We start from the raw sequence: 26,306 nt of genomic DNA, 5'->3' as shown, positions 1-26,306 counted from the left end.
TTGAATGACTACAAACCGCCATCAAGCATTAGGGCTTTCAGATGAAGAAGCCGTTGATATGTATAGAACCATGCTGCTAGCCAGAAAAATCGATGAAAGAATGTGGCTGTTAAACCGTTCGGGGAAAATCCCGTTCGTCGTTTCATGCCAGGGGCAGGAAGCAGCTCAAGTAGGGGCGGCCTATGCGCTGAACCGTGACACTGACTACGTGCTCCCGTACTACAGAGATATGGGAGTCGTGCTTGCATTCGGCATGACTGCCAAGGATTTAATGATGTCCGGATTTGCCAAAGCGGCTGATCCAAATTCAGGCGGCAGACAGATGCCGGGCCACTTCGGGCAAAAGAAAAACAGAATCGTTACGGGTTCATCGCCTGTTACGACTCAAGTGCCTCATGCAGTCGGCATTGCGCTTGCAGGACGCATGGACAAAAAGGATATTGCCGCATTTGTTACGTTCGGGGAAGGCTCTTCCAACCAGGGAGATTTTCACGAAGGGGCGAACTTTGCCGCCGTACATAAATTGCCGGTGATTTTTATGTGCGAAAACAATAAATATGCGATTTCGGTTCCGTATGATAAACAGGTTGCCTGCGAGAATATTTCTGACCGGGCAGCGGGCTACGGCATGCCGGGAGTAACCGTTGACGGAAATGACCTGCTTGAAGTGTATAAGGCTGTGAAAGAAGCGCGCGAACGCGCGTCTAAAGGCGAAGGGCCGACATTAGTGGAAACGATCTCCTACCGTCTGACGCCGCATTCCAGTGATGACGACGACAGCAGTTACAGAGAACGTGAAGAAGTAGAAGAAGCTAAAAAACATGATCCGCTTCTCATATACAAAGCATATTTGCAAGAAGCCGGGCTTCTCAGCGAAGAAGAAGAAAAGACCATGCTGGATGAGATCATGGCTATCGTAAACGAAGCGACAGACGAAGCGGAGAAAGCGCCATACGCATCTCCTGAATCAACGCTTGATCACGTTTATGCGAAGTAGGGAGGAATACGAATGTCTGTAATGTCTTATATCGACAGTATTAATGCAGCAATGAAAGAAGAAATGGAAAGAGATTCACGGGTTTTTGTGCTCGGAGAAGACGTCGGGAGAAAAGGCGGCGTATTTAAAGCGACTGCGGGCCTTTATGATCAGTTCGGAGAAGAGCGGGTCATGGATACGCCGCTTGCAGAGTCAGCCATCGCGGGTGTCGGGATCGGCGCGGCGATGTACGGTATGCGCCCGATTGCAGAGATGCAGTTCGCAGATTTCATTCTTCCTGCGGTCAACCAAATCATTTCGGAAGCAGCGAAAATCCGCTACCGCTCAAACAATGATTGGAGCTGCCCGATGGTGATCAGAGCGCCATACGGCGGAGGCGTTCACGGCGCATTATATCATTCTCAGTCAGTTGAGGCTATTTTCGCCAATCAGCCGGGACTTAAAATTGTCATGCCTTCAACTCCTTATGACGCAAAAGGGCTTTTAAAGGCTGCGGTTCGCGATGACGATCCGGTGCTGTTTTTCGAGCATAAGCGGGCATACCGTCTGATTAAAGGAGAAGTTCCGGCCGAGGATTACGTTCTGCCGATCGGAAAAGCCGATGTCAAACGCGAAGGCAGCGATATTACCGTCATTACGTACGGATTATGCGTCCATTTTGCTTTACAGGCGGCCGAACGGCTTGAAAAAGACGGAATTTCTGTGCACGTATTAGACTTGCGTACGGTTTATCCGTTAGACAAAGAGGCCATCATCGAAGCGGCGTCTAAAACCGGAAAAGTGCTCTTAATCACAGAGGATACAAAAGAAGGCAGCATTATGAGTGAAGTCGCCGCCATTATTTCTGAAAACTGCCTATTTGATTTAGACGCGCCGATCAAGCGGCTCGCAGGTCCTGATGTTCCGGCAATGCCTTATGCGCCGACGATGGAAAAATACTTCATGATGAATCCGGATAAAGCAGAAGCCGCAATGAGAGAATTAGCGGAGTTTTAAAGACGTAAGGAGGTTTTTGACATGGCGATCGAACAAATGGCGATGCCGCAGCTTGGAGAGAGCGTAACGGAGGGGACGATCAGCAAATGGCTGGTTTCCCCCGGTGATCAGGTGAATAAATATGACCCGATCGCGGAGGTCATGACAGATAAAGTAAATGCAGAGGTGCCATCCTCTTTTTCCGGCACGATTACCGAGCTTGTAGGAGAAGAAGGCCAAACTCTTGCGGTCGGAGAGGTTATCTGCAAAATTGAAACAGAAGAAGCACAAACGGCAGCGGCGCCGAAACAGGGCGGAGCTGAGCAGAAAACTGCTGCAGCCGCGCCGGAGTCTTCAGGCGGAGGAACATCAAATAAAGCGCGTTATTCGCCGGCAGTCCTCAGATTAGCCGGAGAACACGGCATTCAGCTTGAACAAGTTGAAGGAACGGGAGCTGGCGGAAGAATCACAAGGAAAGACATTCAGCGGATCATTGATTCGGGAATGCCGCAAAAAACAGAAGCGCCGGCAGCCTCTGTTCAGCAGCCGAAAGAACCGAAACAAGTACAAAAGCAAGTGCAATCTCCGGTGCCGGCAGCCGGAGATATTGAAATCCCGGTTACAGGCGTCAGAAAAGCCATCGCATCCAATATGCACAAAAGCAAAACAGAAATTCCGCATGCGTGGACAATGATGGAAGTCGATGTCACAAACATGACACAATACCGAAACAGCATAAAGGATACATTTAAACGAACAGAGGGTTTCAATTTAACGTTCTTCGCTTTCTTTGTAAAAGCGGCCGCGCAGGCTTTGAAAGAGTTCCCGCAGATGAACAGCATGTGGGCCGGAGATAAAATCATTCAAAAGAAAGAGATCAACATCTCCATTGCCGTCGCTACAGAAGATTCTCTGTTTGTCCCGGTCATTAAGCGGGCTGATGAGAAAACAATTAAAGGCATTGCCAGAGAGATAACAGATCTCGCGAAAAAAGTGAGAGACGGAAAACTCACGGCCGAAGATATGCAGGGCGGCACATTTACCGTCAACAATACGGGATCATTCGGCTCCGTTCAGTCAATGGGCATCATCAATCATCCGCAGGCCGCGATTCTTCAGGTGGAATCAATCGTCAAGCGTCCGGTTGTCATGAATAACGGGATGATTGCTGTACGCGATATGGTTAATCTTTGCCTGTCCTTAGACCACAGAGTGCTCGACGGACTCGTTTGCGGCCGCTTCCTCGGACGTGTGAAACAGATTTTAGAAAATATCGATGAAAAAACATCAATATACTAAAAAAATCTCCTTTTGTCCCAGCGGCAAAAGGAGATTTCTTTATTTCAATTCTGTATTTTCTTCTGGAACAAGCATGCATATGTGCTGTTTCAGTACCTCGATCGTGCAAGGTGATTTTCCGTACACCTCACCGTCCGTATCCGCATTCATCACCTGCTCGGTTTCGATTTCAATCCGTGAGGCTTGAATATAGGACAGCTCCCCTGAAAAATCATCAAATGAGCCCTGCTCCATCGTCATCAGCTCCCGTAAAGCGGCAAGGCTTGTATTGCGGCAGATTAAGACATCAGCCAATCCGTCCTGAAGGTTTGCATCAGGCAGGGGAACACGGTTTGTGCCGATATAATGCCCGTTCATCACAAGCAGCATGACGGCCTCGTCCTCTTTCACTTTTCCATCTATCGTCAGCCTGACAGAAAAAGTGCTCGCGTTTGTCATCGTCCGCAAGGCGCTTGTCAAGTAGCTGATTTTTCCGAAAAGCGCTTTTTCTGTTTCATTAATATGGCTGGAGGCTTCAGTGATCAGCCCGATACCCCAAAAATTTAAGAAAAAGCCATCATCCGTTTGACAGACATCAATGTTCCTTCTTTTACCGGACACGAGCGCTTCAGCGGCCTTTTGAAGATTTTGGGGGATGCCGAGCGCTCTTGAGAAATCGTTACATGTTCCTCCCGGCAAAATGCCGACAGACGGCCTGTGATCAAGCTTGCTGATGCTGTTGATGCATTGGTGAACCGTTCCGTCGCCGCCCAGAATAAATAAATCATCAACTGAGCTGTCAAGATTTTCACAAAACTGCCGGGCGTCATCCGGATGTTTTGTCGGTTTAATCAAAAGCTCATCAGCTGATTGGGCTAAGATGGGAACGACCGTGCCGAGTGTTTTTTCAATCTGTTTTTGACCGGCGTTTCCGTTATAAATTAATACAGCTTTCCGTTGGCTCATACAACTGCTCCTTTATCTCAGTCAATCTCTTTAACAAGTTTCCCGTTTTTGAATGGTCATAAACTTTCATTCGAAGCATAAAAGTGAGAAAAACAATGGCGAATGAAGCGGTGTGATTTGCCGATACGGCAGGTTCCTTGCTATCATAAGAAGAGATGACGAAAAAGGAGAGGTCCCAATTGAATATGGATTTTAATTTATTTATGAATGATGTTGTGCGCCAAGCCCGCCAGGAAATTACGGCGGCCGGTTATACGGAGCTGAAAACAGCCGAGGAAGTGGACGAAGCGCTTTCGAAAAAAGGAACGACGCTTGTCATGGTCAATTCAGTGTGCGGATGTGCAGGCGGCATTGCAAGACCTGCGGCATACCATTCCGTTCATTACGATAAACGCCCGGATCAGCTCGTCACGGTATTTGCCGGACAGGACAAAGAGGCGACAGCGAAAGCGAGAGAATACTTCGAGGGCTACCCGCCGTCTTCTCCGTCATTTGCTATTCTAAAAGACGGAAAAATTATGAAAATGGTCGAACGCCATGAAATTGAAGGGCACGAACCGATGGCTGTCGTTACAAAACTGCAAGAAGCATTTGAAGAATATTGTGAAGAAGTATAAAGAAACACGAACCCCGAAGCCTGAAGCTGAGGGGTTTTTTTATGTTAAGAATGTATAAATATTAATGTTTATTCATAATGCGCCGGACGATAATCTGTTTTTAAATCTACTGTAATAATAAATATAGAGAGGGATAGATATTTTTTAAAAATAGTATTGCATAACAATTAAAAAGTGTTTAAAATACAAATTAACGAATAAATATTCAAGATTGCGAGAGAAAAAGATATGGGGGAAAATGATCATGAAAAAATGGCTGTTGGTATTGATTGCCGCATGTATCACTTTTGCGCTGTCGGCCTGCGGATCGGGCAATTCGGACTCAGGAGACGGGAAGAAAAAACTGATTATGGGTACATCGGCTGATTATAAACCGTTTGAATATAAAGATGGAGATAAAATCGTCGGGTTTGACGTCGACTTAGCAAAAGCTTTGGGCAAAAAGACGGGGTATGACGTTGAAGTGCAGGATATGGACTTTAACAGCCTGATTACCGCTCTGAAATCAAAGCAGGTTGACATGATTCTATCAGGAATGACACCTACGCCGGAACGGAAAAAACAAGTTGATTTTTCTGATATTTATTATACTGCAAATAATATGATCGTTACGAAAAAGGGAAGCAGCATCAAATCCCTGAAAGACTTAAAAGGTAAAACTGTCGGCGTTCAGCTCGGTTCCATTCAAGAGGAAAAAGGAAAACAGCTTTCTTCTAAATATGGTTTTCAGCTTGAAGACCGCAACCGCATTTCAGACTTAACCGAGGAAATCAAATCAGGACGTTTCGATGCCGCGATTATTGAAGACATCGTTGCGCAAGGTTATTTCAGCTCAAATAACGATTTGCAGGGCTTTGCGTCCGAGGATGCAAAATCAGATGAATCCGGCTCCGCGATTGCATTCCGCAAAGACAGCGATGTAACAGCGAAATTTAACAAAGCGCTCAAAGAAATGGAGAAAAACGGAGACATTGAAAAACTGAAGAAAAAATGGTTCAGCAACGAGAAATAAAAGAAAGCTCAACTTTTCGTTGAGCTTTTTATCGTGAATGAAGATAAAGGAGATCAAGCGTATGAATTTGGATTTCTCAGCGACAATACCCCAAATTCCTTTTATATTAGAAGGCCTCGCGATCACATTAAAAATTGTGCTCGTCTCAGCAGTGATCGGCCTTGTATTGGGAATTGTGCTCAGCTTGTTTAAAATCAGCACATTCAGTCCGCTTAAATGGATTGCGGATTTTTATACTTCAATATTCCGCGGCACGCCGCTCGTGCTGCAGCTGATGATCATTTATTTCGGAATGCCTCAGCTGCTCGGTTTTCAGATCGATCAATTTTGGGCGGCGGTCACGGCATTATCGCTCAATTCAGCTGCTTACGTCTCTGAAATTATCAGAGCCGGAATTAATGCGATAGATAAAGGCCAAAAAGAGGCTGCTGTCGCCCTTGGCGTGCCGTACGGAAAAATGATGAAAGATTTGCTGCTGCCGCAGGCGTTTAAAAACATTTCACCTGCAATCATTAATGAATTAATCACCTTGACGAAAGAATCGGCGATCGTCACAGTCATCGGTCTCGGCGACATTATGAGACGGGCTTATCAGGCGGGAGCGGCGACATACAACTATTTGGAGCCTCTTATCGTGGCCGGTTTAATCTATTATGTGCTCGTGCTGATTTTAGCGTTTATCGGCAAAGGCGTAGAAAGGAAGCTGAAAGCCAATGATTAAAGTCGACAAGCTGTCAAAATCATTTGGGAAACATGAAGTGTTAAAAAATATTTCGACACAAATAGGCGAAGGAGAAGTCGTGGCGGTGATCGGGCCTTCAGGTTCAGGGAAATCAACATTTCTGCGCTGTTTAAACCTGCTGGAAAAGCCAAGCGGCGGAACGATAACCATTAAAGAAAAAGAAATTACCGCCGCTAAAACGAATACGCTGAAGGTGCGGGAAAATATCGGAATGGTCTTTCAGCATTTCCACCTGTTTCCCCATAAAACGGTACTGGAAAATATCATGTACGCGCCCGTAAATGTAAAAAAAGCATCAAAAAAGGAAGCTGAGGAAAAGGCTTGCGCTCTCCTTGAAAAAGTCGGGCTGCTTGAAAAACGGAACGACTATCCAAACCGTTTGTCAGGAGGCCAAAAGCAGCGTGTCGCCATTGCGCGGGCTCTTGCCATGAATCCTGATATCATGCTGTTTGATGAACCGACCTCAGCCCTTGATCCGGAAATGGTAAAGGAAGTGCTCGAGGTCATGAAAGAGCTTGTTGAAACGGGCATGACCATGGTAATCGTTACGCATGAAATGGGTTTTGCCAAAGAAGTGGCTGACCGCGTATTATTTATGGATGAGGGGACAATAGTGGAAGACGGACCGCCAAACGAATTTTTTCTTTCTACGAAGTCGAAAAGAGCACAGGACTTTTTAGAAAAAATATTATAAAATAAAACTGTGAGAAAAGAAGAAGGGTGCATCTTCTTCTTTTTTATTGAGAAAGAAACAACAGAATGGAGTCAGCAATGTTTAAAATTGGTTATCGCACACTAAAGACGGCACTTGGAACGGCATTGGCCATTTATGTAGCCCAGCTGTTGCATTTGCAAAACTTCGCATCCGCAGGCATTATCACCATATTGTGCATACAAATTACGCAAAAACGATCACTTCAGGCATCATGGGCCCGATTTGCCGCCTGTTTATTAGCTATTGTCTTTTCTTATGTCTTTTTTGGGCTGATCGGATATCATCCGTTTGTGATCGGAATATTGCTGGTGCTGTTCATTCCGACTACCGTCGTCTTAAAAATAAACGAAGGGATCGTCACCAGCTCAGTCATCATTCTTCATTTATATATGTCCGGAGGCATTACGATGTCGTTTATCTGGAATGAGTTTCAGTTAATCACCGTCGGCATCGGCGTCGCGCTTTTAATGAACCTGTATATGCCGAGCCTGGACAGAGAACTCGCTGCGTACCGGAAAAAAATCGAGGATAACTTCGCCGTCATCTTTGCCGAAATCGAGCGTTATTTGTTAACTGGTGAGCAAGATTGGACCGGGAAGGAGATACCGGAAACGCATCAATTAATTCAAGAGGCGAAAAACTTGGCCTATCGTGATGTACAGAATCACATCATGCGCCACGAAAATCTTTACTATCATTATTTTAAAATGAGGCAGAAGCAATTTGAAATCATTGAGAGGCTGCTGCCCAAGATTACATCCATTTCAATAACCGTAGAACAAGGGAAAATGATCGCCCATTTCATTCATGAACTAAGGGAAGCCATTCACCCGGGGAATACGGCCCATAAATTTTTAAAGAGACTTGCCGAAATGAGGATGGAATTTGAAGAAATGCCGCTCCCGGCAACACGCGAGGAGTTTGAAGCCCGGGCGGCGTTGTTCCACCTGCTCGGTGAGATGGAACAATACTTGGTCATTAAAAGTTATTTTAAAGGCATTAAGCTGCAAAAAACACTTGGATAATCGCATGAGCTCCGCCTTCATTGGTCATTCTAATGAAAAAAGGAGGAGCTCATGCGATTTTTTTTATGTTCAATCGCCTTATTGCTGTCCCCGCTCTGGCCGCTTGGCGCAAACCCATTGCCGGGTGACCCTTATATCATTGTCAATAAAACAACAAACGCACTGGCCGTCGTGAAAAATAATAAGATAGAAGGCATTTATCAGGTGGCGACGGGGAAAACAGACGATTTGACGCCGGAGGGGGAGTTTACGGTTACGGTCAAAGCCGTTAATCCGTATTACCGAAAGAAAAACGTAGAAGGAGGAGCGCCTGAAAATCCGCTCGGAGTCCGCTGGATCGGCTTTGACGCCAAAGGAACTGACGGAAGAATGTATGGGATTCACGGGACGAACAGAGAAGAGCTGATCGGCGGGTTTGTATCAAACGGATGCATACGCATGAGAAACCGGGACGTCATTCACGTATTTCAGATCATCCCTCCTGGAACAAAGGTATTCATTACGAAAGACAGCCGTTCATTTGAGGACATTGCGAAAGAGCGGAGAGCCCTCATAAAAAAGCAGGAAATACCCGTTCAATGAGGTGCCTGCTTTTTTATTGCAAATACATAATGATGCCTGAGAGGACTGTCGACAGTATAAATACGCCCAAAATGACGATGACTGCGCTTTTCATGAATTTCTGGGACATCGTTATCGTTTCACTCCTTATGATTACTGTCTACATTTTAACGTGTTTTGCGTGTATGAACAAGCCATATCCTATGGCGGAAAGCAGGTGGTCGCGCTATGAAAAAACTTGATCATATCGGCATTGCCGTCTACTCCGTTGAAGCGGCAAAAAAGTTTTACAAACGTATGCTGGGACTGAAGGATATGGGAGATGAACTGATTGCGGAACAAAAGGTGAAAGTCTGTTTTTTAGAGGCGGGAGAAACAAAGCTTGAACTCATTGAACCCCTGTCTGATGACGGCCCGGTCTTCTCATTTTTGCAAAAAAGAGGCGAAGGGATGCATCACCTCGCATTTCAGTGTGCCGATATAACGGAGACGATAAAAGAATTTGAAGCATCGCACATGACGATGATCAACAAAGAGCCGCAAACCGGGGCCGGCAGAAAACGAATTGCGTTCCTTTCTCCCCGGGAAACGAACGGGGTCCTGATTGAGCTTTGCGAAACAATTGAAAAAGGAGGGCATCCAGATGAGCATGAGTGACCATATCAGAAACTTAAATGAAAAACGTTCCCTTTTAACAAACGGGGGAGGAACGGTCAGAAATTCGAAACAGCATAAAAAGGGCAAGCTGACGGCAAGAGAGAGAATTACATATTTATTGGACAAAGACAGTTTTTCAGAGCTCCACCCATTCGCAGAAAGCCGCATGCCGGGGCTTCAAAGCGCAGCCGGGGACGGTGTCATTACCGGATACGGCACGATTGAAGGCCGGCCGGTCTATTTGTTCGCCCATGATTTTACCGTGCTTGGCGGCACGCTTGGCGAAACACATGCGAAAAAAATCGCTGCGGTGATGGATCTAGCGGCGAAAAATAAAGCCCCGATGATCGGCCTGAATGACTCAGGTGGTGCGAGAATTCAAGAGGGTGTGGTATCATTAGATGGATACGGTCACATCTTCAGGCGCAACGTCCTTTACTCAGGGGTGATCCCGCAAATCTCGGTCATTTTAGGGCCTTGCGCGGGAGGCGCTGTTTATTCTCCTGCTCTGACAGATTTCACCTTTATGGCGGAAAACACGTCGCAAATGTTTATCACAGGCCCGAAAGTGATTGAGCATGTAACGGGCGAGCAGATTGACGCGGAAAGCTTAGGCGGTGCGGGAATACATAATGTTGTAAGCGGAAATGCCCACTATTCGGCAAAAACGGAAAAAGAGGCGCTTTCCGCAGTAAAAACACTGCTTTCTTATCTCCCGCATGGAGCGGAAACACCTTCCCCTGCCAAAAAGGAAGATGCCAGGCCGTTATTACACACCCTCGTTCCTGCAGACAGCTCGAAGCCTTACGATGTGTTACACGTGATCAAAGAGCTGGCGGATGACGGAACGTTTTTTGACATTCAGCCGTATTTTGCCAAAAACATTGTTGTCGGTTTTCTGAAGCTCGGCCGGCGTACAGTGGGCATTGTCGCAAGTCAGCCGAAACATTTGGCGGGAAGCCTGACGATTGACGCCGCTGATAAAGCGTCAAGATTCATCCGTTTTTGCGATGCGTTTCATATTCCGCTGTTAACGATAGCGGATGTCCCTGGGTTTCTGCCCGGCATTCAGCAGGAGCACGGCGGAATCATCCGGCACGGGGCGAAATTGCTGTATGCTTTCGCGGAAGCGACCGTTCCGAAAGTAACGCTCATCATCAGAAAAGCTTACGGCGGGGCTTATGTCGCCATGAATTCCAAAGCGATCGGAGCAGATCTTGTATTTGCCTGGCCTAACGCAGAAATTGCCGTTATGGGAGCGGAAGGAGCCGCTTCGATTTTATACGGCAAAGAAATTAAAGCTTCTGATGATCCGGAAAAAACAAAACGCGAAAAAACAGCCATTTACCAAAAGGAAAACTCAGGCCCGTACAGAGCCGCAGCCTGCGGAATGGTGGATGATATCATCCGTCCGGAAGAGTCGAGGAAAAAATTGATTCAAGCATATGACATGCTTGCGCATAAGGAAGAGGAAAGACCGAAAAAAAAGCACGGTAATATACCGCTTTAAACGGAGGGAACTGAAAATGGTAAACGAAAAACGCCTGCTCGAAGAATTTCTGGAACTCGTCCAAATCGATTCAGAAACAAAACATGAAGCGGAAATCTGCAAGGTGCTCAAACAAAAGTTTACTGATTTAGGTTTGAGCGTAAAAGAAGACAATACAAAAGATGTGACGGGCCACGGAGCCGGCAACTTAATTTGTACGCTGAAAGGCACAAAAGAAGCGGATACCATTTATTTTACATCACACATGGACACGGTTGTCCCGGGCAACGGAGTAAAACCGGTCATAGAAAACGGATATGTGAAAACAGACGGCACGACTATTCTTGGCGCCGATGATAAAACAGGCCTTGCCGCGATGTTTGAAGCCATTAAAGTGCTGAAAGAACAAAATATTGAGCACGGTACGATTGAATTCATTATCACAGTCGGCGAAGAATCTGGATTGGTTGGAGCCAAAGCGATGGATCGTTCAGACATTACCGCGAAATACGGATTTGCGCTTGATTCTGACGGCAAAGTCGGCAATATCATTGTAGCCGCACCGACACAAGCGAAAGTAAAAGCGACGATTTACGGCAAAACGGCTCATGCCGGAGTAGAACCGGAAAAAGGCATTTCTGCCATTACAATCGCGTCCAAAGCGATCTCAAAAATGCCGCTGGGTCGAATTGACGAGGAAACGACGGCAAATATCGGACGTTTTGAAGGCGGCACGCAAACCAATATCGTGTGCGATCAAGTCGACATTCTTGCTGAAGCGCGTTCATTAGTCCCTGAAAAAATGGAAGCGCAAGTGCAAAAAATGAAAGAAGCCTTTGAATCAGCGGCAGCTGACATGGGAGGACGAGCTGAAGTGGACATAGCGGTCATGTATCCCGGCTTCAAATATCAGGACGGAGACCAGGTTGTAGAAGTCGCTAAAAAAGCGGCGGCAAAAATCGGACGGCCGAGCGAACTTCAGACAAGCGGAGGCGGAAGTGACGCAAACGTCATTGCCGGCCACGGCATTCCGACAGTCAATCTGTCAGTCGGCTACGAACAAATTCATACGAAAAATGAAAAAATGCCGATTGAAGAGCTCGTCAAAACAGCAGAAATGGTCGTTGCAGTAATCGAAGTGGCGGCAAACTAAAGACTTAAGCACCCAAGACGGCTTGGGTGCTTTTTTATGTGTACTTTTTCAGCGTCCAAAATAAGACCTCATAAAAATTCAAAAAATAAAGATCCGCAAGTCATCTTTTAAACTTGAACATAATAATACTAGTTTTTAAGGAGAATTTATTGCCATTTTGCAGCAGTTTCGACAGGTAAACGGTAAGATTTATAACCTTCTTCGCCGGCTTTTCCTGCTGAAATAAGCATAATAGGGAGATAACGATCCTTTTCTAAACCGAAAGCTTCAGCTATATGATCCCTGTCAAAACCGCCAAGCGTTGTTGTGATAGAAATCTGCTTTCAGCCCCGCAGGAAGACGGCCATGGACAGAAAAAAACCTGCCGGAATCCATCCGGCAGGTTTCTGTATTATTTTGCAGGCTCCGCTTGGGCGGCCGTTGCTTTCTTTTTATGATGAGTTTGCTGTAACAATACGTTTTGCACTGTCAGGAACAATCCGCTTGTAAACCAGTAAAGCGGAAGTGCAGCCGGTACGTTAAGCGAAAAAATCGTCATCATGACCGGGAAGATAAAGACCATGATTTTAGCAGACTGCATAGCGGCCGGGTTTTGGGCGGCCGGTGAATATTTCGCATTTAATTTTTGAGAAATATAAGCCTGTAAAAAATACATGGCGCCCGCGCAAAGTGATACAAGGAGATCGGAATGCCCTAAGCTGAACCACAGAAAAGAGTGCGAAGCGATTTCCGGTGTCGAACGGATGGCGTAATAAAAACCGATCAGAATCGGGAATTGCACCAGCATCGGAAGACAGCCCATCGCCATCGGATTCAGATTGTTGTCACGATACAGCTTCATCATTTCCATCTGAAGTTCTTTTTGCTTCTCAGGATCTTTGTTTTTTTTCATTTTTGCCTGAATGCTGTCCACCTGCGGTTTAATCACAGCCATTTTTTCCTGGAACATACGCTGCTTTTTAAACTGGTTCACGAACAAAGGCAATACAACAATACGGACGATAATCGTCACAAGAATAATAGACAGTCCGTATTCACCATGGAACAGGCCGGCCACTCCTTTTAACAGTGCGGAAAACGGCTCGATCAGGTAATGATGGAAAAATCCGATATTCCCGAGTCCTCCCGTCTGAGTCTGAGCTGTAGCGGCAAAAGCCGACTGGCCAGTGAACAGCACGATGAAAAATAATCCGAACGCAATAAGTTTTTGATATGTTTTAGACAATCACAGTCTCCTCCTTTTAATCATTGCTTTGTGTTATAAAAGGAGGGCGTTGACATCTTCATCATCATTCACCGGTGAATTCATGCGGATGACTTTACGTATCCACGTTGTAATGCGATGATATATAATAATAAGAAAGTCTGTTCGGTTCAGCTGAACGACTGCTTGATATTCGTCTATGCGTTTCGTTCTCCAATGCTCGCCTGCACGGCACTCACGTAAAAGAAAAGCAATACCGATCGCAGTCAGAGCGGGAAGAATAATTGTGAAAAAATCGACTAAAAATAAAAAGTCATTCATTGACTCAAGAATCATTTTATCACATCCATTCAGTCTTTATTTTACTATATATATAAGAGGTTTGTCTATCGAATGAAAGGGGGGCGGAGGCGATGGCTGGAAAAGGAAGAATTATATTTCATATTGATATGAACAGCTTTTATGCTTCCGTTGAGATGGCGTATGACCCGTCTTTAAGGGGGAAGCCCCTTGCCGTTGCCGGAAACGTCAAGGAACGAAAAGGAATCGTCGTCACTTGCAGCTACGAAGCAAGAGCGCGCGGCGTAAAAACCACCATGCCGGTTTGGCAGGCAAAACGCTTCTGTCCGGAACTGATTGTGGTGCCTCCGAATTTTGATCGCTATCGCAGCTCGTCAAAAGAAATGTTCAGCATCCTCCGCCAGTATACGGATCTAGTCGAGCCTGTCTCTATCGATGAAGGTTATATGGATATAACGGACACGCCGTACAGAAGCCGGGCGTATGAAACGGCGAAAGAAATTCAGGAAAGGCTGCAAAAAGAGCTGCTGCTTCCCTCAAGCATCGGCATCGCTCCGAATAAATTTCTCGCAAAAATGGCGTCTGATATGAAAAAACCGCTCGGCATCACGATTTTAAGAAAAAGGGAGCTGCCGGCTGTATTGTGGCCTCTGCCGATCGAAGAAATGTACGGTATAGGAACGAAAACCGCGGAAAAAATAAAAACACTCGGCATCACTACAATCGGTGATTTAGCCAAGGGGGATGAGCATGCGCTGAAAGCGTTGCTCGGAATTAACGGCCCGCGGCTGAAGGAAAAAGCAAACGGCATTCACCATGCGGAGGTTGATCCTGAGCGGATTTATGAATTTAAAAGCGTCGGGAACTCATCCACGCTTTCACATGACAGCACAGACGAGGATGAATTATTCGGCGTGTTTGAAAGGCTGGCGCTTTCTGTAAGTGAACGTCTTCAGCGTAAGGAAGTCATGGCCTGCCGGCTGTTTATCATGATCCGTTATGCGGATTGGAAAACGGTCACGAGAAGCAAGACCCTTAACAACCCGATTGATCAAAAGAAAGACATCCTGAATGCGGCGATGCAACTGTTTGAAAAGCATTGGAATCAAAAACCTGTCAGGCTTCTCGGCATAACCGGCACTGAACTTGTCGAAAAAGAACAGGCTTACAAACAGCTTGATTTGTTTACATTCAAAGAAGATGCAAAGGACGAACCGATTTATCAAATGATGAATCAGCTGAATGAGAAGTATGGCGCAAACCTGATCAGAAAAGGCGCCACATTAAAAAAAGAAGAAAGCAAAACAAAAGGGACCAGCTTTAACAGAGACTTTTTTCAGGATGAAAAGAAAAGCTGAATAACTTGAAAAAAGGGGTTATGTATGATAATTTCTTTAGTATAAATATCATTTTATTTTAATTTAAATTTTAAAATGGTTAAACGTTTGTAGAAGGGACGTTAGAATATGTCAAAACAACAAATCGGAGTTATCGGTCTTGCGGTAATGGGTAAAAATCTGGCTCTTAATATCGAAAGCCGGGGATTTTCTGTTTCTGTGTTTAACAGATCAAGCAGCAAAACGGAAGAGTTTTTGGAAGAGGCAAAAGGCAAAAACGTTGTCGGTACATACAGCATTGAGGAATTTGTCCAGTCTCTGGAAAAACCGCGCAAGATTTTATTAATGGTAAAAGCGGGAACTGCAACAGATGCGACGATTCAATCTCTTCTTCCGCACCTGGAAAAAGACGATATTTTGATTGACGGCGGAAATACATACTACAAAGATACACAGCGCCGAAACAAAGAGCTTGCCGAAAGCGGCATTCACTTTATCGGAACGGGTGTATCAGGCGGTGAAGAAGGAGCACTGAAAGGGCCTTCTATTATGCCGGGAGGACAAAAAGAAGCGCATGAGCTCGTAAAGCCGATTTTAGAAGCCATTTCTGCAAAGGTTGACGGCGATGCTTGTACGACATACATCGGCCCGGACGGAGCGGGGCACTATGTAAAAATGGTGCACAACGGTATCGAATACGGAGACATGCAGCTCATTTCAGAGTCTTACTTCATCTTGAAACAGGTGCTCGGACTGTCTGCTGAAGAGCTTCACGAAGTATTCGCTGAGTGGAATAAAGGCGAGCTTGACAGTTATCTGATCGAAATCACGGCTGACATCTTCACTAAAAAAGATGAAGAAACAGGCAAACCGCTTGTTGACGTGATCCTCGATAAAGCCGGCCAAAAAGGCACGGGCAAATGGACAAGCCAAAGCGCACTTGACTTAGGCGTACCGCTTCCGATCATCACTGAATCTGTGTTTGCGCGTTTCATTTCAGCGATGAAAGAAGAACGCGTGAAAGCGAGCGGCATTCTGGCTGGCCCTGACGTGAAACCTGTTACTGAAAATAAAGAAGAGCTGATTGAAGCGGTCAGAAAAGCGCTCTTTATGAGTAAAATCTGTTCTTACGCACAAGGCTTTGCACAAATGAAAGCCGCGTCTGATGAATATAACTGGGATTTGAAATACGGGGAAATCGCTATGATCTTCCGCGGCGGCTGCATCATCCGTGCTGCATTCCTGCAAAAGATCAAAGATGCGTATGACCGTGAGCCTGAGCTTAATAACTTGCTGCTTGACAGCTACTTCAAAAATATTGCAGAGAGCTACCAAGGCGCTCTTCGCCAAGTGATTTCACTTGCCGTAGCCCAAGGTGTGCCGGTACCTTCGTTCTCAAGCGCACTTGCGTATTACGACAGCTACCGCACAGCTGTGCTTCCTGCGAACTTAATTCAAGCGCAGCGCGACTACTTCGGCGCGCACACATATGAGCGTACGGATAAAGAAGGTATTTTCCACACTGAGTGGATGAAATAATAAAAGTAAAAAACCCCTGCAGCCGCGGGGGTTTTTGTTATGAAAAAAACCTAGGCAGTTATCTGTAACCGCCTAGGTTTTGTTTTTTTATATATTCCACCAGTGTAAGCCGTCTTTCTCCAAGAGGTCATCAGAAGCTTTAGGGCCCATTGAGCCTGCTTCATAGTTTGGAGAAAGTGTTTTGTTTGCGGCCCATGTTTCGGAAATCGCATCAACGAAGCTCCAGGAAAGCGCCACTTCATCCCAATGGGCAAAGTTTGTCGCATCTCCTAACAGACAATCGTGAATTAATTTTTCATATGCTTCCGGTGTATTCATTTCATCACTGCAGTTGCTGCAGTAATCGAGTTTGATTGGCTGAGCGTGAGCGGCTCCGCCTAATTTTTTGGCGTTCAAATAAAGCGTGATGCCTTCATCCGGCTGGATGTGGATGACAAGCAGGTTCGGATTCACATTCGTTTCATTGCCGTAATAAAGATTCATCGGAATGTCTTTAAACTGAACGACGATTTTCGTTGATTTCTCTTTCATCCGTTTTCCTGTACGGATATAAAACGGAACGCCGGCCCAGCGGAAGTTATCGATTAAAAGCTTCCCGGACACGAAGGTTTCTGTGTTTGAATCCGGTGCTACGTTATGTTCTTCTGTATAGCTCGGCACAGAATTGCCGTCAATGCTGCCGGCTTGGTATTGGCCGCGGACGAAGTAATCATCAACTTCATCTGTGGCAATCGGCCGGAGGGCTCTCAGCACCTTTACTTTTTCACTGCGGATTTCTTCAGTATTCAGTTTAATCGGCGGTTCCATCGCCAAGAGGGCAACCATTTGTAAAATATGGTTTTGCACCATGTCCCGGAGCGCGCCTGATTTTTCATAATATCTCGCACGGTCCTCGACACCGAGATCCTCACTTGATGTAATCTGGATATTGGAGATATAGCGGCTGTTCCAAAGCGGCTCGAAAAGCGCATTCGCAAACCGGATGACTTCTATATTTTGAACCATTTGTTTACCTAAATAATGATCAATCCGGTAGATTTGATCCTCCGTGAAGGCTTCGCGGATTTCTTTGTTCAATTCTTTAGCGCTTGGCAGGTCATGTCCGAACGGTTTTTCAATCACGAGACGGGACCAGCCTTTTGTCGCTGTGACGCCTTCATTTTTCAGAGATTTTGCGATTGTGCCGAAAAACTCAGGAGCCATCGCCAGATAAAACATTCTGTTATTCGGAATTTCATATGTATCTTCAAGCTGATCAAGCAGGCCCTTCAGCTCTTGATAGGAACTTGGATTCGTTACATCAAACGGGTGATAATAAAAATGAGATGTGAAATCATCTATATCTTTCTCTCTTGATGGAGAAACAGACGTTTTAACGGTTTCCCGGAGGTCCTCATTTGACCACGGTCTTCTCCCAACACCTACAACTGCAAATTCTTCACCAATTTGACCATTTTTATATAAACGGTGAATGGACGGGTAAAGTTTTCGTTTTGCTAAATCCCCTGTGGCACCAAATATTACAATCACTGCTTTTGGTTTGTCGTTTGTTTTCACTTAGAGTACCTCACTTTATCTGAAGCATGGTTTAAAACCCCGCATATTTCCTTCATTTTAAATCTAAAATTCGTTGAAAGCAAACATTTCAGCCTGTTTTTTGCGGAATGCTGAAAAAAATGAAGCGGGGCGGCTGAACCCCGATTGAATTCACATTTTCACCCTGATCCTGTATTCTTAGTAGTACAAAGATCTAGGAGGAAGCAATGTGGAATTATTATTTTTAGGGACGGGGGCCGGCATGCCGGCCAAGACGAGGAACGTAACGTCCATCGCGCTGAAACTTCTTGAAGAAAGGCGTTCCGTCTGGCTGTTTGATTGCGGGGAAGCTACTCAGCACCAAATATTACATACAACCATTAAACCGCGAAAAATTGAAAAGATCTTTATCACCCATCTTCACGGCGACCATGTCTACGGCCTGCCGGGGCTTTTGGGAAGCCGGTCGTTTCAGGGCGGGGAAGAGGAGCTGACCATTTATGGGCCAAAAGGCATAAAAGCGTTTATTGAGACAAGCCTGAAAGTGACCGCGACTCATCTGACATATCCACTTGCCGTCTATGAAATCGAAGAAGGAACCGTATTTGAGGATGATCAATTTATCGTTACCGCCAAACCTGTCATTCACGGAGTAGAGGCGTTCGGCTATCGGGTTCAGGAAAAGGATTTGCCAGGCGCTTTAAAGGCAGACAAACTGAAAGAAATGAACATCCCGCCAGGCCCCGTCTATCAGGACATAAAAAAAGGAGAAACCGTCACGCTTGATGACGGACGAGTCATAAATGGAAAAGATTTTTTGGAACCGCCCAAGAAGGGGAGGATTGTCGCTTTTTCCGGGGATACCAGAGTGTCGGTGCATGTAACAGAGCTTGCGCGTGATGCCGATCTGCTTATCCATGAAGCGACATTTGCCAAGGAGGATGCAAAGCTTGCACATGATTATTATCATTCAACGACTGAGCAGGCCGCGCAAACTGCAAAGGAAGCCGGGGCCAAAAAGCTGATACTGACCCATATCAGCGCCAGATATCAAGGAGAATCGCTTGAACGATTGCAGAATGAAGCGAGGGCGGTTTTTGAAAACAGTACGATCGCATCTGATTTTATGGAAATCATCGTGGAAAGGCCTTAAAAAAAGAGCGGTTGACAAGTTTATTTGATCCTGTATAACAAAACGTAATTATTACGATTTAAGGAGGAAAGATGATGCGGGTAAACGTCACACTGGCTTGCACAGAAACAGGGGACCGAAATTACATCACTACGAAAAACAAACGAACAAATCCAGACCGTTTAGAATTAAAAAAATATTCACCGCGGTTAAAAAGATATACCGTTCATCGTGAAACAAAATAACCGAACAAGAAGAAAAGCCATTGTGATACCACACAATGGCTTTTGTTATTTAATCTAGTTAACTGCCTGATAAGCCGGAGCGTTCATTTTCTGGCGGGCCGCACACCATACATCGTAAATGGCAAGATGAACAATGTGCGGTTCATCATGATGAATGGCATGAGAGCTGTTTGTTGCCTGTATCCAGCCGCTCTGATGAGAAAAAGCCAGGAGATTTCTGTGCAGCTTGATCCATTGCTGATGCGCTGTCTTTAAGCGTTCATTTCGTTCTCCCGATGATAAAATCAAAAGCGGCATATCGCCTAGGTGGAGCTGCTGCTGTTTGATCTGCCGAAGACTGGTGCGGAAATCCGCGTGTGAACCTTCCAACATAAACTGCTTCAAATAGGCGGCTTTCATCTCTTCAGGCAAAAGCGGCAATACTTTATGTTCCTGATCTTCAGAAGCCGGATCAAGCAGCACCATTCCGATAATATCCCGGTTGTTCCGGCTGGCCCATAGTCTGCTGATAATCGTGCCGTATGAATGAGAGACGACAAGGTACGGAGGCTTTACGCCTGCTTTGTGGAGCAGGGATTGTAATTCCTGAACCATGTGGTCTGCCGTTCTGCGGTTTGCGCTGTGTCCGCTCTTGCCGATCCCGGCTCTATCGTATGTGAAAACCCCAAATTCTTCATCCAGGTCAGTGATTAATGATGTCCATGTCTCAGAAGAAGTGCCGTAGCCGGCTTCAAAGACGATCGTCACTTCGCTGGTTCCTTTGCGGTGTTTCGTATAAAACGGACAGCCGTCAATCAGATATGTCTTTTCCATCCATGCTGCATTCATTGGAGTCATCCCCTCTAATTGGTTCTATAGGGAAGACGGAGAACCTTCGGCAATCGTTTCTCGCAAAATAAAAAAAGAGACGGCCGAAAAGGAAATTTCTGGCTGTCTCTTCTGTTACCAGGCTCTGTCGTATTGGACGGGCGCAGGTATTTCTGTATTCAGCTGCTTTGCTGCGGTTCTTGCAAAATGCGGGTCGCGCAGGAGTTCTCTGGCAATAAAAATAAGATCGGCGCGTCCGTTTTGCAGAATTTCTTCAGCCATCGTTCCTGTCGTAATCATACCGACAGCAGCTGTTGCGATTTCGGCCTGCTCGCGGATTTTATCAGCGAAGCTTACTTGATAGCCCGGGAAGACGTTAATATCGGCTTGAACAAGCGCGCCTGAACTGCAATCAATCAAGTCGACTCCCTGTTCCTTCATCCATTTCGCAAAACCGATATGATCGGCAATGTCTAAGCCCTTGTCTGTGTAGTCAGATGCGGATACACGGACAAATAACGGGCCGTCCCACACCTCTTTCACCGCATCAATTGTTTCCCTTAAGAAACGGTAGCGGTTTTCAGGTGAGCCGCCGTATTCATCTGTGCGATGATTGGAAAGCGGTGATAAAAATTCATGCATCAAGTAGCCGTGAGCGGCGTGGAGCTCGATGATGTCAAAGCCTGCTTCTTTCACACGCGCGGCAGCCTGCTTAAATTCCTGTATCGTTTCTTTGATTTGATCCGTCGTCATCTCAACGGGTGTGTTGGACTGTTTATCAAAAGGGATGGCTGAAGGAGCGTAAATCTCTCCTTCCAGCTCGGCTTTGCGGCCGGCATGCGCGAGCTGAATGCCGATTTTTGAGCCCTGTGCTTTGACCTGTTCAGTCAGTTTGGCAAAGCCTTCAACATGCTCGTCACTCCAAATGCCTAAATCCTGATCGGAAATACGCCCCTGCGGATTGACCGCAGTTGCCTCAACGATAATTAATCCGACCTGACCGATTGCACGCGATATGTAGTGCGCCATATGGAACGGCTGTAATTTCCCGTCCTTTTCATGAGAAGAATACATGCACATCGGGGACATCACAATCCGGTTTTTAAGCGTTACATCTTTTATCGTCCAAGGTGTAAATAATTTTCTGGTCATTTCTTTCGCCTCCCGTAATGTTTTTAGACATTGATTATAACAACTCAATTCTTTCCCGTCATATAAACTGCTCAAGCAAAGGCAGCCTTATTATTGTTATGGACGGGAGTATTTTTATACACGCACAGAGGGCGATTGAAATGTGTTTTCATGCTGATCAAATCATAAAAGACATTTGCAGCCGATCATATAGCAAATATAAATCATAAACGCGCCGATAACAGCGTGGCCGCCTCTAAACCAGTTGGTAAGGATAAAAATGCTGCTGATGAAAATAACCGCCCCGAATGCGCCGAATATTCCATTTTTTTGAGCGGCTCTGAAATCGTCGGCGCTCATATTTGTCAGCTGCAATTGAATATTCAGTAAAGTCATGATGGGCAGCAATGTGATAACACCTGATAAAAATAAGTATTTCGATTTGCTTAAATACGCGGCAGAAACCATAACAGTGCCGCCAATAATGAATTGAACGAGAAAAATCATGCTGAAACTCTCACTTTCTGTTATAAAGTATAATTATGGAGATATTGCCATTTTATTTTTGGTTTATGTATAAGTAAACTAAATATTAATTATGCGCTGGATTAGAAAGAATAATATCTGGGGGTTGAGCCAATTGGATTTGAAGAAGCATTTAGCTTTTATTAAAACGGTTGAAAGCGGAAGTCTGACCCAAGCCGCTGCAAGATTGAATTATACACAGCCGAGCATCAGCCAAATGATCAGTAAATTAGAAGAAGAGTACGGCTTTCCGCTGCTGATCAGACAGCGGCATGGGGTCAGGCCCACTGCAAACGGTTTGAAAGTTTTTCACATCATGAAGGATATTCAAAAAAACTATGAAAAATTGATTGAGACCGTTGATAATATTAACGGATTCGAGATAGGGGAAATCCGGCTTGGCGCCTTTCCTTCGTTGAAATAGAGCGCGGCCTTTAAACTGTTAGAAGAAGATTGGGAAATCTCTGATGAACGATGTGTGCGGTACGATTCTGCAGAAAAATAGAGTGAAAAAGCACGGGTCAATGGCCCATGCTTTTAGTCACCTTATTTTTTCGTTTTTTGCAGGGCGGCTCCGGCGAATTGTTCTTTAATGGCGGCGCTCCGTGCAGCTGTTTCTGTAATGCAGTGAATGATGGCTTCTTCAAATCGGCGTTCGCTTAATGCGCGCAGACCCGCTTCTGTTGTGCCGCCGGGGCTTGTGATTTCCTTGCGCAGCCGTTCCGGGCGTTTGCTGCTTTTCATGAGCATTTCCGTCGCGCCTGTCATTGTTTGTAAAATCAGCTGTTTCGCCGTTTCTTCCGGCAAGCCGACTTGAAGGGCTGCCTTTTCCATCGCTTCGACATATTGATACACATAGGCGGGGCCGCTTCCGGCGATGGCTGTGACTGCGTCAAGATGCTTTTCCTCAAATAATACAGCTTCCCCGATCGTTTCCAAAAGCGCCTTGGCCGTGCTGATCTCATTCTCACTCGCTTCAGGGCTGGCGGAAAAACCGGTCGCCGATTTTCTGATTGCCGCCGATGTATTCGGCATCGCCCGGATGACGGTAAGCTTTCTGCCGAAATAATGCTGGATTGTATCAATCGTCAATCCGGCGAGCACTGAGATAACGAGCTGATGTTTCACAAAATCACGGATGCTCTCAATGCTCTCTGCGGCATCTTTCGGCTTAAAAGCGAGAACGATGATGTCGGTCTGGCTGAAAAACTCCCGTTTATCCCGGCACGGCTGCACACCGTATGTGTGCTGCAGCTCATGAAGCCTCTGGTCATTTGACCGGTTTGTCATATATATATATTCGGGTTTCGTCATTCCGCTTTGCAATAGCCCGTTTACCATTGCCTCCGCCATTGATCCTGCCCCGATAAAGCCAATTTTCTTCATATGAATCCTCCTTCTTTCCAAAACACAAAAAAACCTTTCCGTCAAAAGGACGAAAAGGTTTCGCGGTACCACCTTATATTAGCACGAATGGGCCGTGCTCAGCTCAACTCCCGTAACGAGGGGTACGTTTAGGTTTTCCTAACCGCTCTGAGGACAGGTTCTGTAAACAAGAGGGCCGCAATGTCTTTCAGCCTGGGACATCACTCTCTGCTGCCGTTGTTTATATACTGGTTCCCCGTCATAGCGTTCCGTGTGTTCATAGTTTGTTGTTCATTATGCTATGCGGCACCGCGGGATGTCAATATTTTTTTCTGAAATGCGGCAATAATGACACGGCGAAAAGAAAAGGCTAAAATATGAGTAATCAGGAATTAAAAGAACGAAGGAGTGTAAAAATGGCAGCGAGAGAAATCATTCCGATGCGTGTGCCGACTCCGTTTGCAGTCGGTGACGTTATCGTCTACTTAGTAAAGGATGAAGCCCTAACCCTTATCGATTGCGGCCCGAATACAAAGGAGGCGGCTGAATCACTCAGCAGGCAGCTTGCGGAGAACGGGGCCGCAATTTCGGATATTGAGCAGGTGGTGCTGACTCATCACCATGCCGATCATTCAGGTTTACTGCACTTATTTTCCGAACAGACGGAAATTATCGGGCATCCGCTTAATGAAAGATACATCACGCAGGATAAGCCGTATATGGCGCAGCAGGAGCGTTTTTTTCTGCGGCTTTTGACTGATATGGGCGTTCCGATTACACCTGAAGACATACATAAAACGATCAAGATGTCATACTTATTTTCTGCTAAGCGCTCTTTAACAAAAACGGTGAGAGAAAACGGGAAAATTGACGGCCTTGACGGCTGGACGGTGCTTGAAATACCAGGCCATGCCGCTTCTCATATTGCGCTCTTCCATGAAGAAAGCGGCAAAATGTTCAGCGGAGATCTTCTGTTATCAAACAGTTCGACAAATCCGATTTTGGAGGCTCCCGAGCAGGGGAGCGGGCGCACTTCGCCGATGCTCGACTATGTAAAGTCGATGAAGCGGCTGTATGACATCAATCCGTCCATTGCGTATCCGGGTCACGGCGATCTGCTGACACAAGTAAGGCCGGCCGCTGACAGACGATTAGAAAAACAGAGAAACCGGGCGGAATACGTGCTTCACATGCTGTCAGAAGAAACGCTGACCGCTTACCAAGTATGCCGGCGTTTATTTCCGGCTGTGTATGAAAATGAATTGTTTTTGACGATGTCAGAAACGATCGGGCATCTTGATGTACTGGCCGCCGAGGGGAGCGTTGTTTCCTTCCAGTCAGAAAATACTCTGATGTTTAAAGCTGTAGGGGGGTGAAGAAAGTGGGCCGATTAACAGATAAGCGGATCTGGATCACGGGAGCATCCGGCGGGCTTGGCGAGCGTCTTGCGTACTTATGTGCGGCAGAAGGAGCGCATGTCTTTTTGTCCGCCCGGCGCGAGGATCGCCTGCAAGAAGTGAAGAAAACAATCATCGGGCGAGGCGGACGGTGTGATGTGTTTCCGTTTGACGTCAGCAACATAGAAGAGGCTGAAGACGTGCGGCGCCTGATCGGGCCCGTTGATGTATTGATCAATAATGCCGGGTTCGGCATATTTGAGACTGCGGCTGATTCATCATTAGAGGATATGAAAGCCATGTTTGAAGTCAACGTTTACGGCTTAATTGCCTGTACGAAAGCTTGCTTGCCTGTTATGCTTCACGCGAACAGCGGTCACATTATCAATATTGCGTCACAGGCGGGCAAACTGGCGACGCCGAAATCAAGTCTTTACTCCGCCACGAAACATGCCGTTTTAGGGTATTCCAACGCCCTGCGGATGGAATTGGCCGGTACGGGGATATCTGTAACGACTGTCAATCCGGGGCCTATCCAAACTGATTTCTTTACGATTGCTGATAAAGAGGGCGGTTATGTCAAAAGCGTCGGAAGATGGATGCTTGATGCGGACAGCGTTGCGGAGCGCATTACGGCAGCGGTCTTAACGAATAAACGGGAAATCAACCTTCCGCGCTGGATGAATGCGGGAACGAAGCTGTACCAGCTCTTTCCTTCGTTTGTAGAAAAGCTGGCGGGGCGCGTATTAAAGAAAAAGTAATAAAGGGGAGAAATAAAATGGCAGGTCGGGATATGCACACATCACTTATGGAAGAGCCGCTTGTTAAACAATTGGCGCTGGCGCATGAAGTTTTTTGGACCAACCCGCACAAAACAAATGAGGCGGTAAAAAACAGCGCTGAGTGGAAAGAGGAAATTGACGAAGCGGAAGAAAGGCTGCTCCGGTTTGCGCCGTATATCGCTTCGGCCTTTCCGGAGACAAAAGAGGCAGATGGTTTTATTGAATCACCGCTTGCCGCCATCAATGACATGCAGAAGCTGCTGGAACAAGACTGCGGTGAAGCTTTGCCCGGGCGCTGGCTTTTAAAGTGTGACCATGACCTGCCGATTTCCGGGTCAATTAAAGCCCGCGGCGGTATTTATGAAGTGCTGAAACATGCCGAAGACATTGCGGTAAAAGCGGGAATGCTGAAACAGGATGATGATTACAGCATCTTACATGACGAGCGGTTTACCGCTTTTTTCTCCCGCTACTCAATAGCTGTCGGGTCTACAGGTAATTTAGGTTTAAGTATCGGCATGATCGGCGCAAAGCTCGGCTTTCGCGTAACAGTTCATATGTCCAGTGACGCGAAGCAGTGGAAGAAGGATTTGCTGCGCCAAAAAGGGGTTTCCGTTATAGAATACAAAGCCGACTACAGCCAGGCGGTTAAAGAGGGACGCCGGCAGGCGGAGCAAGATCCTTATTGTTATTTTATTGACGATGAACATTCGCGGGATCTGTTATTAGGCTATGCGGCAGCGGGCGGCCGTTTGAAAAAACAGCTGGAGCAAATGAATATAAAACCTGGCGCTGATGAGCCGCTTTTTGTCTATCTGC

At 46.1% G+C, this 26,306-nt stretch carries 28 protein-coding genes and 1 pseudogene; 20 read left to right on the top strand and 9 right to left on the bottom strand.

Annotation, left to right across the window (positions count from 1 at the left end; genetic code table 11):
* Window positions 1-4: 4 nt before the first annotated feature.
* The 3 genes from AXI59_RS04115 to AXI59_RS04105 are packed head-to-tail and all read left to right on the top strand — an operon-like array spanning window position 5 to window position 3,271.
* The gene (locus AXI59_RS04115) at window positions 5-997 is read left to right on the top strand and encodes a thiamine pyrophosphate-dependent dehydrogenase E1 component subunit alpha (RefSeq protein ID WP_061520830.1); all 993 of its coding nucleotides are present in this window, start codon (window positions 5-7) and stop codon (window positions 995-997) included.
* Window positions 998-1,009: 12 nt separating this feature from the next.
* A complete protein-coding gene (gene bfmBAB / locus AXI59_RS04110; RefSeq protein ID WP_061520831.1) occupies window positions 1,010-1,993 on the top strand; it encodes a 3-methyl-2-oxobutanoate dehydrogenase subunit beta in 984 nt (327 codons plus the stop codon).
* A 21-nt stretch (window positions 1,994-2,014) separates the two neighbouring features.
* Complete coding sequence (locus AXI59_RS04105) at window positions 2,015-3,271, top strand: dihydrolipoamide acetyltransferase family protein (protein WP_061527495.1); 1,257 nt, start codon at window positions 2,015-2,017, stop codon at window positions 3,269-3,271.
* Between the two features lie 39 nt (window positions 3,272-3,310).
* On the opposite strand, the gene AXI59_RS04100 is transcribed toward AXI59_RS04105, so the two are convergent.
* Window positions 3,311-4,216: a YegS/Rv2252/BmrU family lipid kinase gene (locus AXI59_RS04100; protein WP_061527494.1), complete on the bottom strand. Its 906-nt coding sequence runs from the start codon at window positions 4,214-4,216 to the stop codon at window positions 3,311-3,313.
* 179 nt (window positions 4,217-4,395) lie between these two features.
* On the opposite strand from AXI59_RS04100, the gene brxB reads away from it, so the two are divergent.
* The 6 genes from brxB (at window position 4,396) to AXI59_RS04070 (ending at window position 8,909) form a co-directional block, all read left to right on the top strand.
* Entirely contained in the window at window positions 4,396-4,833 is a 438-nt protein-coding gene (gene brxB, locus AXI59_RS04095; RefSeq protein WP_003153223.1) for a bacilliredoxin BrxB, read from the top strand.
* 244 nt (window positions 4,834-5,077) lie between these two features.
* Entirely contained in the window at window positions 5,078-5,845 is a 768-nt protein-coding gene (locus AXI59_RS04090; protein ID WP_061520835.1) for an arginine ABC transporter substrate-binding protein ArtP, read from the top strand.
* A 61-nt stretch (window positions 5,846-5,906) separates the two neighbouring features.
* Window positions 5,907-6,566 (top strand): arginine ABC transporter permease ArtQ, encoded by a 660-nt coding sequence (locus AXI59_RS04085; protein ID WP_061520836.1) that lies wholly within the window; start codon window positions 5,907-5,909, stop codon window positions 6,564-6,566.
* Window positions 6,559-7,281, top strand: a complete 723-nt coding sequence (locus AXI59_RS04080; protein WP_061527493.1) for an arginine ABC transporter ATP-binding protein ArtM — start codon at window positions 6,559-6,561, stop codon at window positions 7,279-7,281. The genes AXI59_RS04085 and AXI59_RS04080 overlap by 8 nt, the downstream gene beginning before the upstream one ends.
* 77 nt (window positions 7,282-7,358) lie before the next feature.
* Window positions 7,359-8,327, top strand: a complete 969-nt coding sequence (locus AXI59_RS04075) for an aromatic acid exporter family protein (RefSeq protein WP_061520838.1) — start codon at window positions 7,359-7,361, stop codon at window positions 8,325-8,327.
* Window positions 8,328-8,378: 51 nt separating this feature from the next.
* Window positions 8,379-8,909 (top strand): L,D-transpeptidase, encoded by a 531-nt coding sequence (locus AXI59_RS04070; RefSeq protein WP_061527492.1) that lies wholly within the window; start codon window positions 8,379-8,381, stop codon window positions 8,907-8,909.
* A gap of 13 nt (window positions 8,910-8,922) precedes the next feature.
* Here the strand turns inward: AXI59_RS04070 and prli42 are convergent, their stop codons facing one another.
* On the bottom strand, window positions 8,923-9,018 hold the full coding sequence (prli42, locus tag AXI59_RS19685; protein ID WP_156476224.1) for a stressosome-associated protein Prli42: 96 nt from the start codon (window positions 9,016-9,018) through the stop codon (window positions 8,923-8,925).
* Between the two features lie 98 nt (window positions 9,019-9,116).
* On the opposite strand from prli42, the gene mce reads away from it, so the two are divergent.
* Genes mce through AXI59_RS04050 form a run of 3 tightly spaced genes read left to right on the top strand, consistent with a single transcriptional unit; the run spans window position 9,117 to window position 12,187 of the window.
* Window positions 9,117-9,545 carry a methylmalonyl-CoA epimerase gene (gene mce / locus AXI59_RS04060; protein ID WP_061520841.1) on the top strand — a complete coding sequence of 143 codons (429 nt, stop codon included), beginning with the start codon at window positions 9,117-9,119 and terminating at the stop codon, window positions 9,543-9,545.
* Entirely contained in the window at window positions 9,532-11,055 is a 1,524-nt protein-coding gene (locus AXI59_RS04055) for an acyl-CoA carboxylase subunit beta (protein WP_061527491.1), read from the top strand. Before mce ends, AXI59_RS04055 begins: the two co-directional genes overlap by 14 nt.
* Before the next feature lie 16 nt (window positions 11,056-11,071).
* Window positions 11,072-12,187: a tripeptidase T gene (locus AXI59_RS04050; RefSeq protein WP_061520843.1), complete on the top strand. Its 1,116-nt coding sequence runs from the start codon at window positions 11,072-11,074 to the stop codon at window positions 12,185-12,187.
* Between the two features lie 391 nt (window positions 12,188-12,578).
* On the opposite strand, the gene AXI59_RS04045 is transcribed toward AXI59_RS04050, so the two are convergent.
* The gene (locus AXI59_RS04045) at window positions 12,579-13,412 is read right to left on the bottom strand and encodes a membrane protein insertase YidC (RefSeq protein ID WP_061527490.1); all 834 of its coding nucleotides are present in this window, start codon (window positions 13,410-13,412) and stop codon (window positions 12,579-12,581) included.
* A gap of 33 nt (window positions 13,413-13,445) precedes the next feature.
* Window positions 13,446-13,727 (bottom strand): hypothetical protein, encoded by a 282-nt coding sequence (locus tag AXI59_RS04040; protein WP_061527489.1) that lies wholly within the window; start codon window positions 13,725-13,727, stop codon window positions 13,446-13,448.
* A 77-nt stretch (window positions 13,728-13,804) separates the two neighbouring features.
* Between AXI59_RS04040 and AXI59_RS04035 the strand changes: the two genes are divergently transcribed.
* A complete protein-coding gene (locus tag AXI59_RS04035; protein WP_061520846.1) occupies window positions 13,805-15,049 on the top strand; it encodes a DNA polymerase IV in 1,245 nt (414 codons plus the stop codon).
* A gap of 108 nt (window positions 15,050-15,157) precedes the next feature.
* Window positions 15,158-16,567: an NADP-dependent phosphogluconate dehydrogenase gene (gene gndA, locus AXI59_RS04030; RefSeq protein WP_061520847.1), complete on the top strand. Its 1,410-nt coding sequence runs from the start codon at window positions 15,158-15,160 to the stop codon at window positions 16,565-16,567.
* An 87-nt stretch (window positions 16,568-16,654) separates the two neighbouring features.
* On the opposite strand, the gene zwf is transcribed toward gndA, so the two are convergent.
* Window positions 16,655-18,124 carry a glucose-6-phosphate dehydrogenase gene (gene zwf, locus AXI59_RS04025; protein ID WP_061527488.1) on the bottom strand — a complete coding sequence of 490 codons (1,470 nt, stop codon included), beginning with the start codon at window positions 18,122-18,124 and terminating at the stop codon, window positions 16,655-16,657.
* A 208-nt stretch (window positions 18,125-18,332) separates the two neighbouring features.
* Between zwf and rnz the strand changes: the two genes are divergently transcribed.
* Window positions 18,333-19,256, top strand: a complete 924-nt coding sequence (rnz, locus tag AXI59_RS04020; RefSeq protein WP_061527487.1) for a ribonuclease Z — start codon at window positions 18,333-18,335, stop codon at window positions 19,254-19,256.
* A gap of 74 nt (window positions 19,257-19,330) precedes the next feature.
* The gene (gene rpmG / locus AXI59_RS04015) at window positions 19,331-19,480 is read left to right on the top strand and encodes a 50S ribosomal protein L33 (protein ID WP_061520850.1); all 150 of its coding nucleotides are present in this window, start codon (window positions 19,331-19,333) and stop codon (window positions 19,478-19,480) included.
* Window positions 19,481-19,534: 54 nt separating this feature from the next.
* On the opposite strand, the gene AXI59_RS04010 is transcribed toward rpmG, so the two are convergent.
* The 3 genes from AXI59_RS04010 to AXI59_RS04000 form a co-directional block, all read right to left on the bottom strand.
* A complete protein-coding gene (locus AXI59_RS04010; RefSeq protein ID WP_061527486.1) occupies window positions 19,535-20,308 on the bottom strand; it encodes an alpha/beta fold hydrolase in 774 nt (257 codons plus the stop codon).
* Window positions 20,309-20,422: 114 nt separating this feature from the next.
* Window positions 20,423-21,439, bottom strand: a complete 1,017-nt coding sequence (gene namA / locus AXI59_RS04005) for an NADPH dehydrogenase NamA (protein WP_061520852.1) — start codon at window positions 21,437-21,439, stop codon at window positions 20,423-20,425.
* A gap of 162 nt (window positions 21,440-21,601) precedes the next feature.
* Window positions 21,602-21,925 carry a GlpM family protein gene (locus AXI59_RS04000; protein WP_061527485.1) on the bottom strand — a complete coding sequence of 108 codons (324 nt, stop codon included), beginning with the start codon at window positions 21,923-21,925 and terminating at the stop codon, window positions 21,602-21,604.
* A 133-nt stretch (window positions 21,926-22,058) separates the two neighbouring features.
* On the opposite strand from AXI59_RS04000, the pseudogene AXI59_RS03995 reads away from it, so the two are divergent.
* Window positions 22,059-22,361 (top strand): annotated as a pseudogene (locus tag AXI59_RS03995) (LysR family transcriptional regulator); the annotation flags it as partial.
* 128 nt (window positions 22,362-22,489) lie between these two features.
* Here the strand turns inward: AXI59_RS03995 and proC are convergent.
* Window positions 22,490-23,329, bottom strand: a complete 840-nt coding sequence (gene proC, locus AXI59_RS03990; protein ID WP_061527484.1) for a pyrroline-5-carboxylate reductase — start codon at window positions 23,327-23,329, stop codon at window positions 22,490-22,492.
* Between the two features lie 395 nt (window positions 23,330-23,724).
* On the opposite strand from proC, the gene AXI59_RS03985 reads away from it, so the two are divergent.
* The 3 genes from AXI59_RS03985 to dsdA all read left to right on the top strand — a co-directional run.
* Window positions 23,725-24,684, top strand: a complete 960-nt coding sequence (locus AXI59_RS03985) for an MBL fold metallo-hydrolase (RefSeq protein WP_061527483.1) — start codon at window positions 23,725-23,727, stop codon at window positions 24,682-24,684.
* A gap of 5 nt (window positions 24,685-24,689) precedes the next feature.
* Window positions 24,690-25,466, top strand: coding sequence for an SDR family NAD(P)-dependent oxidoreductase (locus AXI59_RS03980; RefSeq protein WP_061520856.1), 777 nt, complete (start codon window positions 24,690-24,692; stop codon window positions 25,464-25,466).
* 17 nt (window positions 25,467-25,483) lie between these two features.
* On the top strand, window positions 25,484-26,306 hold an 823-nt coding region (dsdA, locus tag AXI59_RS03975), incomplete at its 3' end, for a D-serine ammonia-lyase (RefSeq protein WP_063668155.1).

The organism is Bacillus nakamurai (assembly GCF_001584325.1).
Classification (GTDB): Bacteria; Bacillota; Bacilli; order Bacillales; family Bacillaceae; genus Bacillus; species Bacillus nakamurai.
Note: the sequence above shows the minus strand (reverse complement) of the source record. Positions and strands in the feature narration are given on the sequence as shown.

Bases quoted from the DNA above. Each gene is read 5' to 3' on its own strand.
- namA (WP_061520852.1), bottom strand. From the start codon at position 21,439: ATGACCAGAAAATTATTTACACCTTGGACGATAAAAGATGTAACGCTT.
- AXI59_RS04010 (WP_061527486.1), bottom strand. From the start codon at position 20,308: ATGAATGCAGCATGGATGGAAAAGACATATCTGATTGACGGCTGTCCG.
- AXI59_RS04040 (WP_061527489.1), bottom strand. From the start codon at position 13,727: ATGATTCTTGAGTCAATGAATGACTTTTTATTTTTAGTCGATTTTTTC.
- AXI59_RS04035 (WP_061520846.1), top strand. From the start codon at position 13,805: ATGGCTGGAAAAGGAAGAATTATATTTCATATTGATATGAACAGCTTT.
- AXI59_RS04000 (WP_061527485.1), bottom strand. From the start codon at position 21,925: ATGATTTTTCTCGTTCAATTCATTATTGGCGGCACTGTTATGGTTTCT.
- AXI59_RS04070 (WP_061527492.1), top strand. From the start codon at position 8,379: ATGCGATTTTTTTTATGTTCAATCGCCTTATTGCTGTCCCCGCTCTGG.
- gndA (WP_061520847.1), top strand. From the start codon at position 15,158: ATGTCAAAACAACAAATCGGAGTTATCGGTCTTGCGGTAATGGGTAAA.
- AXI59_RS04115 (WP_061520830.1), top strand. From the start codon at position 5: ATGACTACAAACCGCCATCAAGCATTAGGGCTTTCAGATGAAGAAGCC.
- AXI59_RS04075 (WP_061520838.1), top strand. From the start codon at position 7,359: ATGTTTAAAATTGGTTATCGCACACTAAAGACGGCACTTGGAACGGCA.
- AXI59_RS04105 (WP_061527495.1), top strand. From the start codon at position 2,015: ATGGCGATCGAACAAATGGCGATGCCGCAGCTTGGAGAGAGCGTAACG.
- bfmBAB (WP_061520831.1), top strand. From the start codon at position 1,010: ATGTCTGTAATGTCTTATATCGACAGTATTAATGCAGCAATGAAAGAA.
- proC (WP_061527484.1), bottom strand. From the start codon at position 23,329: ATGAAGAAAATTGGCTTTATCGGGGCAGGATCAATGGCGGAGGCAATG.
- AXI59_RS04055 (WP_061527491.1), top strand. From the start codon at position 9,532: ATGAGCATGAGTGACCATATCAGAAACTTAAATGAAAAACGTTCCCTT.
- prli42 (WP_156476224.1), bottom strand. From the start codon at position 9,018: ATGTCCCAGAAATTCATGAAAAGCGCAGTCATCGTCATTTTGGGCGTA.
- rpmG (WP_061520850.1), top strand. From the start codon at position 19,331: ATGCGGGTAAACGTCACACTGGCTTGCACAGAAACAGGGGACCGAAAT.
- AXI59_RS04090 (WP_061520835.1), top strand. From the start codon at position 5,078: ATGAAAAAATGGCTGTTGGTATTGATTGCCGCATGTATCACTTTTGCG.
- AXI59_RS04100 (WP_061527494.1), bottom strand. From the start codon at position 4,216: ATGAGCCAACGGAAAGCTGTATTAATTTATAACGGAAACGCCGGTCAA.
- AXI59_RS04050 (WP_061520843.1), top strand. From the start codon at position 11,072: ATGGTAAACGAAAAACGCCTGCTCGAAGAATTTCTGGAACTCGTCCAA.
- AXI59_RS04085 (WP_061520836.1), top strand. From the start codon at position 5,907: ATGAATTTGGATTTCTCAGCGACAATACCCCAAATTCCTTTTATATTA.
- AXI59_RS04080 (WP_061527493.1), top strand. From the start codon at position 6,559: ATGATTAAAGTCGACAAGCTGTCAAAATCATTTGGGAAACATGAAGTG.
- AXI59_RS03985 (WP_061527483.1), top strand. From the start codon at position 23,725: ATGGCAGCGAGAGAAATCATTCCGATGCGTGTGCCGACTCCGTTTGCA.
- mce (WP_061520841.1), top strand. From the start codon at position 9,117: ATGAAAAAACTTGATCATATCGGCATTGCCGTCTACTCCGTTGAAGCG.